Annotated in this window: 10 protein-coding genes; all 10 read right to left on the bottom strand. The window is 60.9% G+C overall.

The window, feature by feature from the left end; genetic code table 11:
• Positions 1-57: 57 nt before the first annotated feature.
• Positions 58-1371, bottom strand: coding sequence for a branched-chain amino acid transport system II carrier protein (brnQ, locus tag BJQ17_RS21085; protein ID WP_003254201.1), 1314 nt, complete (start codon positions 1369-1371; stop codon positions 58-60).
• Between the two features lie 403 nt (positions 1372-1774).
• The gene (gene sucD, locus BJQ17_RS21080; RefSeq protein WP_003254203.1) at positions 1775-2659 is read right to left on the bottom strand and encodes a succinate--CoA ligase subunit alpha; all 885 of its coding nucleotides are present in this window, start codon (positions 2657-2659) and stop codon (positions 1775-1777) included.
• A complete protein-coding gene (sucC, locus tag BJQ17_RS21075; protein ID WP_003254205.1) occupies positions 2659-3825 on the bottom strand; it encodes an ADP-forming succinate--CoA ligase subunit beta in 1167 nt (388 codons plus the stop codon). Before sucC ends, sucD begins: the two co-directional genes overlap by 1 nt.
• A 171-nt stretch (positions 3826-3996) precedes the next feature.
• A complete protein-coding gene (gene lpdA, locus BJQ17_RS21070) occupies positions 3997-5433 on the bottom strand; it encodes a dihydrolipoyl dehydrogenase (protein WP_003254207.1) in 1437 nt (478 codons plus the stop codon).
• 93 nt (positions 5434-5526) lie between these two features.
• Entirely contained in the window at positions 5527-6750 is a 1224-nt protein-coding gene (gene odhB, locus BJQ17_RS21065; protein WP_003254209.1) for a 2-oxoglutarate dehydrogenase complex dihydrolipoyllysine-residue succinyltransferase, read from the bottom strand.
• Positions 6751-6792: 42 nt separating this feature from the next.
• Positions 6793-9624: a 2-oxoglutarate dehydrogenase E1 component gene (locus tag BJQ17_RS21060; protein ID WP_003254210.1), complete on the bottom strand. Its 2832-nt coding sequence runs from the start codon at positions 9622-9624 to the stop codon at positions 6793-6795.
• Positions 9625-9870: 246 nt separating this feature from the next.
• Positions 9871-10575 carry a succinate dehydrogenase iron-sulfur subunit gene (locus BJQ17_RS21055; RefSeq protein ID WP_070096584.1) on the bottom strand — a complete coding sequence of 235 codons (705 nt, stop codon included), beginning with the start codon at positions 10573-10575 and terminating at the stop codon, positions 9871-9873.
• An 11-nt stretch (positions 10576-10586) separates the two neighbouring features.
• Positions 10587-12359, bottom strand: a complete 1773-nt coding sequence (gene sdhA / locus BJQ17_RS21050) for a succinate dehydrogenase flavoprotein subunit (RefSeq protein WP_003254213.1) — start codon at positions 12357-12359, stop codon at positions 10587-10589.
• 3 nt (positions 12360-12362) lie between these two features.
• A complete protein-coding gene (sdhD, locus tag BJQ17_RS21045; RefSeq protein ID WP_003254214.1) occupies positions 12363-12731 on the bottom strand; it encodes a succinate dehydrogenase, hydrophobic membrane anchor protein in 369 nt (122 codons plus the stop codon).
• Positions 12725-13111: a succinate dehydrogenase, cytochrome b556 subunit gene (gene sdhC / locus BJQ17_RS21040; protein ID WP_008091902.1), complete on the bottom strand. Its 387-nt coding sequence runs from the start codon at positions 13109-13111 to the stop codon at positions 12725-12727. Before sdhC ends, sdhD begins: the two co-directional genes overlap by 7 nt.
• Between the last annotated feature and the right edge of the window lie 180 nt (positions 13112-13291).

The raw sequence follows: 13291 nt of genomic DNA, 5'->3' as shown, positions 1-13291 counted from the left end.
TTGGCGGGCACCCTTCGGCTTGTGGCCGGTGCCGCCCTCAGGCTTCGACTTGTCCGGTCAGGCCAGCGCCTCGCGCGGCTTGCCGAGCATGCGGTCGCAGGCCACGGCACCCACCAGGGTCACCACCGAAGGTACCAGCCAGGCCATGCCGGCATCACTCAATGGCAGGTGCGCCATGAAGTCTGGCAACACGTGGGCAAGGCTGCTGCCCTTGATCGCATCGACCATGCCGAACAACAGCGACACCAGCATCACCGGTGCCAGGATGCGCGTTGGCGAGTTCCACAGGTCTTTCACGAAGCTCAGGCCAACCACCACGATGCACGGCGGATAGATGGCGGTGAGCACCGGGATCGAGAACATGATCAGCTTGGTCAGGCCAAGGTTGGAAATCAGCAGCGAGAAGCCGGCGAGGATCACCACCAGCGCGCGGTACGACAGCGGCAGGATCTGGCTGAAGTACTCGGCGCAGGCACAGGTCAGGCCAACCGCGGTCACCAGGCAGGCCAGCGCGATCAGCACGGCCAGGAAGCCGCTGCCCAGGGAGCCGAAGGTGTGCTGTACGTAGGCATGCAGCACCGCCGCACCGTTGGTGGCGTCCGCCGCGATGTCGTGGCTGGTGGCACCCAGGCGGAACAGGCTGATGTAAACCAGGGCCAGCCCGACACCGGCGATCAGGCCGGCGATGATGGCGTAGCGGGTAATCAGCCTCGGCGACTCGACACCGCGCGAGCGAATGGCATTGACAATGACGATACCGAACACCAGGGCACCCAGGGTATCCATGGTCAGGTAGCCATCGGAGAAGCCCTTGGAGAACGCAGCGGCGGCATAGGCAGGCTGTGCGTCACCGATGGTACCGGCGGGCAAGGCGAAGGCAGCGATGCCCAGTACGGCCAGGGCAATGATCTTCAACGGTGCCAGGAAGCGGCCCACGGTGTCGAGCAACTTGCCAGGGTACATGGACACGGCCAGCACGACGATGAAGTACACCAGGCTGTAGATGAACAGCGCCAGCGGGCTTTCACCGGTCAGCGGTGCAACGCCCACTTCGAACGACACGGTCGCGGTACGCGGGGTGGCGAACAGTGGGCCTACCGACAGGTAGCACACAGCAGCCAGCAAGCCACCGAAGAACTTGCCGATCGGGCTGCTCAGGGCATCCATGCCGCCACCGACCTTGGCCAGGGCGACCACGGTGATGACCGGCAGGCCGACGGCAGTCACCAGGAAGCCCAGTGCAGCCATCCATACATGCGGGCCAGACTGCAGGCCGACGATAGGCGGGAAGATGATATTGCCTGCACCCACGAAAAGCGCAAACGTCATAAAGCCAAGCGCCAGGATATCCTGGCCTTTGAGAACTTTCATTTAAGGTAGTACCACACTGCTGAAATCGGGATTCGAGAGGGGATTTCCCTTTGGGTAAGGGGAAATGCTGCCCGGCTTGATAGGCCAGACCCGTTTAGCGTGTCGTTCCCTTTTGGGGTACGGGCACAGAGTGAACGCGTAATGTAACTGTTTTGTCAGTCAAACGCACTGGCACAGTGCTGCTTGTCCGATGTGCGTACATGTTTGTCGTCTGCGCGACCGAGGACAGCAGGCATTATCCTCGGATTGAAACATTCGTCTGCGTGAAAATTCCTATTAAACCTGTCGAAGAATCTCTATCGCCAGCACCGGCCTCTTCGCGGGTAAACCCGCTCCTACGAACCCCACATACGACAAAGGCCACCCGAAGGTGGCCTCTGTGCGCGTGGGGGGTGTAGCAGTATTACTTCTTGGCTTCCCAGCCAGTCAGCTCGGCCAGGGCCTTGCCGATGTCAGCCAGCGAACGCACGGTTTTCACACCCGCGTCCTGCAGGGCGGCGAACTTCTCGTCCGCAGTACCCTTGCCACCGGAGATGATGGCGCCAGCGTGGCCCATGCGCTTGCCCGCAGGTGCGGTAACACCGGCGATGTAGGAAACGACAGGCTTGGTGACGTGGGCCTTGATGTAGGCCGCGGCTTCTTCTTCAGCCGAACCGCCGATCTCACCGATCATCACGATCGCTTCGGTCTTCGGGTCTTCCTGGAACAGCTTCAGGATGTCGATGAAGTTGGAGCCCGGGATCGGGTCACCGCCGATGCCGACGCAGGTCGACTGGCCGAAGCCGGCGTCGGTGGTCTGCTTCACAGCTTCGTAGGTCAGGGTGCCGGAACGCGAAACGATACCGACCTTGCCTGGCAAGTGGATGTGGCCTGGCATGATGCCGATCTTGCACTCGCCCGGGGTGATGACACCTGGGCAGTTAGGGCCGATCAGGGTCACGCCCAGCTCGTCGCACTTGACCTTGGCATCCAGCATGTCCAGGGTAGGAATGCCTTCGGTGATGCAGACGATCAGCTTGATGCCGCCAAAGGCAGCTTCCAGGATCGAGTCTTTGCAGAACGGAGCCGGTACGTAGATGACCGAAGCGTCAGCGCCGGTAGCTTCCACGGCTTCCTTGACGGTGTTGAACACCGGCAGGCCCAGGTGGGTGGTGCCACCCTTGCCTGGGGTTACGCCGCCGACCATCTTGGTGCCGTAGGCAATGGCCTGTTCGGAGTGGAAAGTACCCTGCGAGCCGGTGAAGCCCTGGCAGATGACTTTGGTATCTTTATTGATCAGGACGCTCATTACTTGCCCTCCGCAGCTTTGACAACTTGTTGAGCAGCGTCGGTCAGGCTGGTTGCCGCAATGATGTTCAAACCGCTTTCTGCCAGTACTTTAGCGCCCAGTTCGGCGTTGTTGCCTTCGAGGCGAACGACGACCGGAACTTTAACGCCGACTTCTTTCACTGCACCAATGATGCCTTCGGCAATCATGTCGCAGCGAACGATGCCGCCGAAGATGTTGACCAGAACGGCCGCGACATTGCTGTCGGACAGAATGATCTTGAACGCTTCGGTAACGCGCTCTTTGGTAGCACCACCGCCAACGTCGAGGAAGTTGGCCGGCTTGCCGCCGTGCAGGTTGACGATGTCCATGGTACCCATGGCCAGGCCGGCACCGTTGACCATGCAGCCGATGTTGCCTTCAAGGGCAACGTAGTTCAGTTCGAACTTGGCAGCGTGGGCTTCACGGGCGTCGTCCTGCGACGGGTCGTGGAAGGTTTTCAGCTTCGGCTGACGGTACATGGCGTTGGCGTCGATGTTGATCTTGGCATCGAGGCAGTGCAGGTCGCCATCGGCCTTGATCACCAGCGGGTTCACTTCCAGCAGCGCCAGGTCATGATCCTTGAACAGCTTGGCCAGGCCAACGAAGATCTTGGCAAACTGTTGAACTTGCTTGCCTTCCAGGCCCAGCTGGAAAGCCAGCTCGCGACCCTGGAACGGCTGAGCGCCGACCAGTGGGTCGATGGTGGCCTTGAGGATTTTCTCAGGCGTTTCGTGAGCGACTTTCTCGATGTCCACGCCACCTTCGGTGGAAGCCATGAACACGATACGGCGGCTCGAACGATCGACTACAGCGCCCAGGTACAGCTCTTTGGCGATGTCAGTGCAGGATTCGACCAGAATCTTGGAGACGGGTTGACCGTTGGCATCGGTCTGGTAGGTAACCAGATTCTTGCCCAACCACTGTGCAGCGAACGCCTTGGCGTCTTCCTTGCTGCGAACCAGCTTTACGCCGCCCGCTTTACCGCGACCACCCGCGTGAACCTGGGCTTTTACAACCCACTCGTTCCCGCCGATCTTGTCGCAGGCTTCTGCAGCTTGCTCAGGGGTGTCGACTGCGAAACCCTTGGAAACTGGCAGGCCGTATTCAGCGAACAGCTGCTTACCCTGATACTCGTGAAGATTCATGCTTTTTACCGTCTTCGTTAGGTACTGCGCTTCGGCGCTGCGCCATCAGTGGCGCCGCACCACCTGTGACCGTTGACCCCGGGTTTCCCGTGTGATCCGGTCCGGCGGACTTTCCGCGGTGAGTCATGCACGCAAGACTCACGACGGGCAGCCCGCCGTGGTTTCTTATAATTAACGCTTCTTACGGTTGGCCACGTGAATGGCGCCGCCATTCACCGCCAGCGCTGCTTCATGCAACGCTTCGGACAGGGTTGGATGGCTGAAGACCATCATGCCCAGATCCTCGGCACTGGTGCCGAATTCCATTGCGATTGCGCCCTGCTGCACCAGTTCGGCAGCCGATGGGCCAATCACGTGAACACCCAGAACGCGGTCGGTCTTGGCATCGGCGATGACCTTGACGAAACCACCGGTGTCGTTGGCAGCCATCGCACGGCCGCTGGCCGCGAACGGGAAGGTGCCCACGTTAACCTCAACGCCCTCGGCCTTCAAGGCCTGTTCGGTCTTGCCGACCCACGCGATTTCCGGGTGGGTGTAGATGACCGATGGGATCAGGTCGTAGTTCATCTGGGCCTTGTGGCCCTTGATGCGCTCAACGACCATGATGCCCTCTTCCGAAGCCTTGTGGGCCAGCATCATGCCGCGTACCACGTCACCGATGGCGTACACGCCAGGAACGCTGGTGGCGCAGTAATCGTCGACGAAGATGTAGCCACGCTCGTCGATGGTCACGCCGCTGTCGGCAGCCAGCAGATCGGTAGTCACCGGGCGACGGCCGACGGCAACAATCAGCTTGTCGAAGGTGATCTTCTGCTCGCCTTCGGCGTTGGTGTAGGTCACTTCTACTTCATTGCCGTTGACTTTCGAGCCGGTGACGCGAGCGCCCAGCTTGATGTCCAGGCCTTGCTTGGTCAGGGTCTTCTGGGCTTCTTTCGACACGGCGGTGTCGGCAGCCATCAGGAAGGTGTCCAGGGCTTCCAGGACGGTCACTTCAGCACCCAGGCGAGCCCATACCGAGCCCAGCTCCAGGCCGATCACGCCTGCACCGATAACGCCCAGGCGCTTCGGTACGGCCTGGAATTCCAGGGCGCCGGTGGAGTCGACGATGACGTTCTGGTCGACCGGGGCCGGCGGAATGTCGATCGGGCGCGAGCCGGAAGCCAGGATCACGTTCTCGGCTTCGATGACTTCGGTGGTGCCGTCAGCTTTGGTGACTTCGACTTTCTTGCCGGCCAGCAGCTTGCCGTGGCCCTGGATCGAAGTGACGCCGTTGGCCTTGAACAGGGTGGCAACGCCACCGGTCAGGTTCTTGACGATGCCGGCCTTGCGGCCAACCATCGCGGCCACGTCCATCTTCACTTCGCCAGTGGAGATACCGTGGACGTTGAAGCTCTCTTTGGCTTCCTTGTATTTCCAGGAGCTGTCCAGCAGCGCCTTGGAAGGAATGCAACCTACGTTCAGGCAGGTGCCGCCCAGGGCCAGCTTGCCCTCGGCGTCGGTGTACTTCTCGATACAGGCAGTCTTCAGACCAAGTTGTGCGGCCTTGATGGCAGCTACATAGCCGCCTGGGCCTGCACCGATTACCACTACGTCGAATTTCTGGGTCATAAAAGATTCCTTATCAGCTACAAGCTACAAGCCGCGAACCGCGCGGCATGGCTTCTCGCGAAGCCAGGCCCGGCACGGTACGCAGCCAGAGGGTTAGATGTCCAGCAGCAGGCGGGACGGATCTTCCAGCAGGTTCTTGATAGTGACCAGGAAGGTTACCGCTTCCTTGCCGTCGATCAGGCGGTGATCGTACGACAGCGCCAGGTACATCATCGGGCGAATCACGACCTGGCCATTGATGGCCATCGGGCGCTGGATGATGTTGTGCATGCCGAGAATGGCGGCCTGCGGCGGGTTGACGATCGGGGTCGACATCATCGAACCGAAGGTGCCACCGTTGGTGATGGTGAAGGTACCACCGGTCATCTCTTCGATGGACAGTTTGCCGTCACGGGCCTTCTTGCCGAAGGTAGCGATGCCGTTCTCGATTTCAGCCAGGCTCATCGACTCGGCGTTACGCAGCACCGGCACCACCAGGCCACGGTCGCTGGACACGGCAACACCGACGTCGGCGAAGCCGTGATAGACGATGTCGTTGCCGTCGATCGAGGCGTTGACAGCCGGGAAGCGTTTCAGCGCTTCGGTGGCAGCCTTGACGAAGAACGACATGAAGCCCAGGCGCACGCCATTGTGGGTCTTCTCGAACAGGTCCTTGTACTTCGAACGCAGGGCCATGACTTCGGTCATGTCCACTTCGTTGAAGGTGGTCAGCATTGCCATGTTCGACTGGGCTTCGACCAGACGCTCGGCGATCTTGGCACGCAGGCGGGTCATCGGCACGCGCTTCTCGGTACGGTCGCCAGCGGCGACGACAACCGGGGCAGCGGCAGCAGCGGCAGGCTTGGCAGCCGGTGCAGCGGCAGGAGCCGACTTCTTGTTGGCAACAGCAGCAACCACGTCTTCCTTGGTGACGCGACCGCCTTTACCGGTGCCTGCCACGGTAGCCAGGTCGATGCCGTTTTCTTCAGCCAGCTTGCGCGCAGCCGGGGCAGCGATCGGGTCATCTTCGCCGGCGTCAGCGCTGGCAGCGGCCGGAGCAGCTGCAGGTGCGGCGGCCGCGGCAGGCGCGGCGGCAGCACCGCCTTCAACGATCGAACCCAGCAATTCGTCGGACAGGACGGTGTCGCCCTCGCCCTTGACGATGTCGCCCAGCACGCCATCGGCAGTCGCCAGTACTTCCAGGACAACCTTGTCAGTCTCGATGTCGACGATCAGCTCGTCACGCTTGACGGCTTCGCCCGGCTTCTTGTGCCAGGTGGCAACGGTGCCATCGGCAACCGATTCCGGGAAGGTTGGGGCTTTGATCTCGATAGCCATTATCTGTGTTTCCTTAAATTCGGTTTCAGGTGCGCGAAGGCGTTAGACAGTGAAGGCGTCTTGCAGCAGTTTTTCCTGCTGTTCGGCGTGCTTCGAAGCGTAACCACAGGCTGGCGCGGCAGAAGCGTCGCGACCGGCGTATTCCAGGACCAGTGCCTTGTTGTGGCGGCCCAGGATACGGCGCATGTGGTGCTGGCTGCTGTACCAGGCACCCTGGTTCATCGGCTCTTCCTGACACCAGACCGCATGCTTGAGGTTGGTGTAAGGGGCGAGGATTTCGACCAGATCGTCCTCAGGGAACGGATACAGCTGCTCGATACGCAGGATGGCGATGTCTTCGCGGCCTTCGGCACGGCGTTTTTCCAGCAGGTCGTAGTAGACCTTGCCGCTGCACAGCACCAGACGCTCGACCTTGGCCGGATCGATTGCGTCGATTTCCGGGATCACGGTCTGGAACGAGCCTTCTGCCAGGTCTTCCAGGGTCGAGATGGCCAGCTTGTGGCGCAGCAGCGACTTCGGCGTCAGGACGACCAGCGGCTTGCGCAGCGGGCGAATGACCTGGCGACGCAGCAGGTGGTAAATCTGTGCCGGCGTCGTCGGTACGCAGACCTGGATGTTGTGCTCGGCGCACAGCTGCAGGTAACGCTCCAGACGCGCGGAGGAGTGCTCCGGCCCCTGCCCTTCATAGCCGTGTGGCAGCAGCATGGTCAGGCCACACAGGCGGCCCCACTTGTGCTCACCACTGGTGATGAACTGGTCGATCACCACTTGCGCACCGTTGGCGAAGTCGCCGAACTGGGCTTCCCAGATCACCAGCGCGTTCGGCATGGTGGTGGAGTAGCCGTATTCGAAGGCCAGTACCGCCTCCTCGGACAGGAACGAATCGTACAGATCGAAACGTGGCTGGCCAGGGAACAGGTTCTGCAACGGAATGTAGGTGCTGGCGTCCTTCTGGTTGTGCAGCACCGCGTGACGGTGCGAGAAGGTGCCACGGCCGATGTCCTGGCCGGTCATGCGGATCGGGTGACCTTCGAACTGCAGGGTGGCGTAAGCCATGGTCTCTGCATAACCCCAGTTGATCGGCAAGCCACCGGCCTGCATCTTCTGACGGTCTTCGTAGATCTTCGACACCTGACGCTGGACCACGAAACCTTCCGGCAGCTCGAGCAGCTTGGCCGACAGATCCTGCAGGGTCTTGAGGTCGAAACGGGTGTCGTGACGCGCGGTCCAGGCATGGCCCAGGTACGGACGCCAGTCGACGAACAGCTCGCGGTTCGGCTCCTTGACCAGGCTTTTCACCACGTGCAGGCCATTGTCCAGCGCGTTGCGGTACTCGTCGATCTTGGCCTGAGCGCGCTCGGCGTCGATGCGACCGGCCTGGATCAGCTGCTCGGCATACAGCTCACGGGTAGTGCGCTGCTTGCTGATTTGCTGGTACATCAGCGGCTGGGTGCCGTTCGGCTCGTCAGCCTCGTTGTGACCACGGCGACGGTAGCAGACCAGGTCGATGACCACGTCACGCTTGAACTGCATGCGGTAGTCGATGGCCAGCTGGGTGACGAACAGCACGGCTTCCGGGTCATCGCCGTTCACGTGCAGGATCGGTGCCTGGATCATCTTGGCAACGTCGGTCGCGTACTCGGTGGAGCGCGCATCCAGTGGGTTGCTGATGGTGAAACCAACCTGGTTGTTGATCACGATGTGCACGGTACCGCCGGTCTTGAAACCGCGGGTCTGCGACATCTGGAAGGTTTCCATGACCACGCCCTGGCCAGCGAACGCAGCGTCGCCGTGGATCGAGATCGGCAGCACCTTGTCGCCAACGGTGTCGTTGCGGCGGTCCTGACGGGCGCGCACCGAACCCTCGACCACCGGCGAAACGATTTCCAGGTGGGACGGGTTGAACGCCATGGCCAGGTGCACTTCGCCACCCGGGGTCATCACGTTCGAGGAGAAGCCCTGGTGATACTTCACGTCACCGGAGCCCAGCTCGTTCATCTTCTTGCCTTCGAACTCGTCGAACAGCTCGCGCGGGTTCTTGCCGAAGGTGTTCACCAGCACGTTCAGGCGGCCACGGTGGGCCATGCCGATCACGACCTCCTTGGCGCCGTAAGAGCCGGAACGCTGGATCATTTCATCCAGCATCGGAATCAGGCTCTCGCCGCCTTCAAGGCCGAAACGCTTGGTGCCCGGGTACTTGGTGCCCAGGTACTTTTCCAGGCCCTCACCGGCGGTCACGCGCTCGAGCAGGTGGGCCTGCACGTCAGCGGAAAACTCCGGACGGCCGCGCACGCTTTCCAGGCGCTGCTGGAACCAGCTGCGCTGCTCGGAATCGACGATGTGGGTGAATTCGGCGCCAATGGTGCGACAATATGTCTTCTGGAGTGCATCGAAGATGTCGCGTAGGCTCGCCTCCTCTTTGCCGATGAACAGGTCGCCGGCACGGAAGGTCGTATCAAGATCGGCATTGGTCAAGCCGTAGTGATTGATCGACAGGTCTACGGGCGCAGGGCGCTGCCACAACCCCAACGGGTCGAGCTTGGCAGCCTGATGGCCGCGCATACGATAGGCCTGGATCAGTCGCAGAACTTCAACCTGCTTCTTCTCGTGTTCACTGCTCACGCTCCCGGCGGAAACCGGTTGGGCGCGGCGCTGGTTCTTTGCCAGCAGTACGAAATGGTCGCGGATTGTCGAGTGCGATACATCAGTAGCGGTGCTGCCGTCGGCTGGCAACTTCTGGAAGTAAGTGCGCCACTCTTCTGGCACAGCGTTAGGGTCGTGCAGGTAGAGCTCGTAGAGCTCTTCCACATATGCAGCGTTACCACCTGAAAGGTGGGCGCTATCCCACATGCGCTGCATCACGCTTTCTTGCATGCTTGGTCACCCTCGATTAGGGGACTGATCGGCGAGAGCCACAGCAAACCTGGAAAAGTCCGAAAACAGCGACTGAACCACGCCACTTGGATCCTGCTGATTTTCCGGGTACCAGCCCGGAAAGCCCCTGCTGGTCTCATATCTTCATAGGTAATGAACGCGGGCTTTGTGGGCCCTTGTTCGGGTTTTACCTCAGTGCGGGCTCACCACCCGCACCTCGGCTTACTGCAGGTACAACGCTTTGTATCAGGTGCCGCTTTGCAGCAGCATGTTACGTACGTGACCGATTGCCTTGGTCGGGTTCAGACCTTTCGGGCAAACGTTTACGCAGTTCATGATCCCGCGGCAGCGGAATACGCTGAACGGGTCATCCAGGGACGCCAGGCGCTCCTGAGCCTTGGTATCGCGGCTGTCGGCAAGGAAGCGGTAGGCTTGCAGCAAGGCTGCCGGGCCCAGGAACTTGTCCGGGTTCCACCAGAACGACGGGCAGGAAGTCGAGCAGCACGCGCACAGGATGCACTCGTACAGGCCGTCCAGCTTGTCACGGTCTTCCGGCGATTGCAGGCGCTCGATGGCCGGGGCCGGGGTGTCGTTCTGCAGGAACGGCTTCACCTTCTCGTACTGCTTGTAGAAGATGCTCATATCGACCACCAGGTCACGAATGACCGGCAGGCCTGGCAGAGGACGCAGAACCAGCTTGCCGCCCTTCACCACCGCCGACAGCGGGGTGATGCAGGCCAGGCCGTTCTTGCCGTTCATGTTCATGCCGTCGGAACCGCAAACGCCTTCACGGCAGGAGCGACGGTACGAGAAACCCTCGTCCTTTTCCTTGATCAGTGCCAATACATCGAGCACCATCAGGTCCTTGCCGCCGGTATCGACGTCGAACGACTCCATTTTTGGCGCCGAGTCGGTGTCCGGGTTGTAACGATAAACTTCGACTTTCAACATAGCAGCCACCCTTAGTAAGTCCGGACTTTTGGTTCGAAGGCTGGAACAGTCTTCGGCGCAAAGTTGACGCCGCGCTTGGCAACGCGCTTCTCACCCGGGTAGTACAGGGTGTGGCACAGCCAGTTTTCGTCGTCACGGTCTTCGAAGTCTTCACGGGCGTGAGCGCCGCGGGACTCTTTACGGGCTTCCGCCGCGATGGCGGTAGCTTCGGCAACTTCCAGCAGGTTCTGCAGCTCCAGCGCTTCGATACGCGCGGTGTTGAAGGCCTGGGACTTGTCGTTGATCTTGACGTTGGCGATACGGTCACGCAGACCGGCCAGTTGCTCGATACCCTTCTGCATGTATTCGCCAGTACGGAATACACCGAAGTAGTTCTGCATGCAGCTCTGCAGCTCGCGCTTCAGGCTGGCAACGTCTTCACCGCTGGTACGCTCGTTGAGCTTGTTCAGGCGGTTCAGGGCAACATCGACGTCGGTGTCGCTGGCGTCGCGGTATTCCACGCCTTCGCTCAGCGCCTTCTCCAGGTGCAGGCCGGCAGCACGGCCGAACACCACCAGGTCGAGCAGCGAGTTGCCGCCCAGGCGGTTGGCACCGTGAACCGATACGCACGCCACTTCACCTACGGCGAACAGGCCCGGGATGATGTGATCCTGACCGTCGGCGTCCATGGTGATGGCCTGGCCATGAATGTTGGTGGCAACGCCGCCCATCATGTAGTGGCAGGTTGGAACCACCGGCACCGGCGCGACCACAGGGTCGACGTGGGCGAAGGTCTTGGACAGTTCGCAGATACCTGGCAGGCGGCTGTGCAGCACTTCCTCGCCCAGGTGGTCCAGCTTCAGCAGTACGTGGTCCTTGTTCGGGCCCACGCCATTGCCGGCGATGATTTCCTTGACCATGGAACGGGCAACCACGTCGCGGCCGGCCAGGTCTTTGGCGTTCGGCGCGTAACGCTCCATGAAGCGCTCGCCGTGGGCGTTGATCAGGTAGCCACCTTCACCACGGCAACCTTCGGTGACCAGTACACCGGCGCCGGCGATACCGGTCGGGTGGAACTGCCACATTTCAATGTCCTGCACCGGCACGCCTGCACGCAGGGCCATGCCGATACCGTCACCGGTATTGATCAGGGCGTTGGTGGTGGACGCGTAGATACGGCCTGCACCGCCAGTGGCCAGTACGGTGGCCTTGGACTTGATGTACAGGGTTTCGCCGGTTTCGATGCAGATGGCGATCACACCCACGAATGCGCCGTCCTGGTTCTTCACCAGGTCAACTGCGTAGTACTCGTTGAGGAACGTGGTGCCCGCTTTCAGGTTGCCCTGGTACAGGGTGTGCAGCAGCGCGTGACCGGTACGGTCCGAAGCGGCACAGGTACGGGCGGCCTGGCCACCTTTACCGAAGTCCTTGGACTGACCACCGAACGGGCGCTGATAGATGCGGCCGGTTTCGGTGCGCGAGAACGGCAGACCCATGTGGTCCAGTTCGAAGACCGCAGCCGGGCCTTCCTGACACATGTACTCGATAGCGTCCTGGTCACCGATGTAGTCGGAACCCTTGACGGTATCGTACATGTGCCAGCGCCAGTCGTCGTTCGGGTCGGCCGAAGCGATGGCGCAGGTGATGCCGCCCTGGGCGGATACGGTGTGCGAACGGGTCGGGAAGACCTTGGTGACTACGGCAGTCTTGTGGCCGCCTTGAGCCAGTTGCAGCGCTGCGCGCATGCCGGCGCCGCCGCCACCGATGATGATGGCGTCGAAGGAAATGGTTGGAATGCTAGCCATGGATCAGATACCCCAGAGAATCTGCACACCCCAGACGAAGTAAGCGAACATCGCAACGCCGCATACCGCCTGGAACAGGAAACGAATCGCAGTTGCCGACTTGCCGAACGACATAGGCGTCAGGTAGTCGGTTGCAATGGTCCACATGCCAACCCAGGCGTGAGCGCCCAGGGCAACGAGGGCCAGCAGACTGAAGATCCGCATCGCGTTGTTGGAGAACAGACCATGCCACTGGGTGTAGTCGATGCCTGGGTGGGCGACCACGTAGCCGATCAGGAAGAGGAAGTAAGCCGCGAGAACGACCGCAGAAACGCGCTGCGCCATCCAGTCATAGAGGCCCGAACGCGACAGGTTCGTGACATTGGTTACCATACCCAAACTCCCACCAGAACGATCAGCACCACGGAGATGACGATCACGATTTTCGAGCCCAGCTTGCCGCCTTCCAGCGTCTCACCGATACCCATGTCCATGATCAGGTGACGAACACCTGCCACGAGGTGATAAAGCAGGGCGGACAGCAGACCCCAGGTCACGAACTTGGCCAGCGGGCTGGTCAGACACGCCTTCACCTCACCGAAGCCTTCCTCGGAACCCAGCGACTTGCCCAGTGCATAAAGCATGATGGCAAGGCCGATGAACAGGATGACGCCGGAGATACGGTGCAGGATGGACGTGTACGCAGTGACGGGGAGCTTGATGGTCCTTAGGTCTAGGTTTACAGGTCGTTGGCTTTTCACGGCTTTTTTCACACTGAAGAGCCCCTAGCGAATCAGGGCAAAGTTGTTGGTAAGTGTACTGGTCAGGTACCCACCACCCAGGGAACGGCGACCCCCAGCAGTTCGGGCTTGCAAGCCCCTGGCGGTCGGGTGCCGAGTATAGACAGTTAGGCTGCTTATGACAACGTGACGGGGTAGCCCAAATAGCGCATT

Origin of the sequence: Pseudomonas sp. NBRC 111139, from assembly GCF_001753955.1 — a bacterium.
Classification (GTDB): domain Bacteria; phylum Pseudomonadota; class Gammaproteobacteria; order Pseudomonadales; family Pseudomonadaceae; genus Aquipseudomonas; species Aquipseudomonas alloputida.
Note: the sequence above shows the minus strand (reverse complement) of the source record. Positions and strands in the feature narration are given on the sequence as shown.

What these genes read in the sequence shown, in the direction of transcription:
- brnQ (WP_003254201.1), bottom strand. Translation starts at nt 1,371, where the DNA reads ATGAAAGTTCTCAAAGGCCAGGATATCCTGGCGCTTGGCTTTATGACG.
- sucD (WP_003254203.1), bottom strand. Translation starts at nt 2,659, where the DNA reads ATGAGCGTCCTGATCAATAAAGATACCAAAGTCATCTGCCAGGGCTTC.
- sucC (WP_003254205.1), bottom strand. Translation starts at nt 3,825, where the DNA reads ATGAATCTTCACGAGTATCAGGGTAAGCAGCTGTTCGCTGAATACGGC.
- lpdA (WP_003254207.1), bottom strand. Translation starts at nt 5,433, where the DNA reads ATGACCCAGAAATTCGACGTAGTGGTAATCGGTGCAGGCCCAGGCGGC.
- odhB (WP_003254209.1), bottom strand. Translation starts at nt 6,750, where the DNA reads ATGGCTATCGAGATCAAAGCCCCAACCTTCCCGGAATCGGTTGCCGAT.
- BJQ17_RS21060 (WP_003254210.1), bottom strand. Translation starts at nt 9,624, where the DNA reads ATGCAAGAAAGCGTGATGCAGCGCATGTGGGATAGCGCCCACCTTTCA.
- BJQ17_RS21055 (WP_070096584.1), bottom strand. Translation starts at nt 10,575, where the DNA reads ATGTTGAAAGTCGAAGTTTATCGTTACAACCCGGACACCGACTCGGCG.
- sdhA (WP_003254213.1), bottom strand. Translation starts at nt 12,359, where the DNA reads ATGGCTAGCATTCCAACCATTTCCTTCGACGCCATCATCATCGGTGGC.
- sdhD (WP_003254214.1), bottom strand. Translation starts at nt 12,731, where the DNA reads ATGGTAACCAATGTCACGAACCTGTCGCGTTCGGGCCTCTATGACTGG.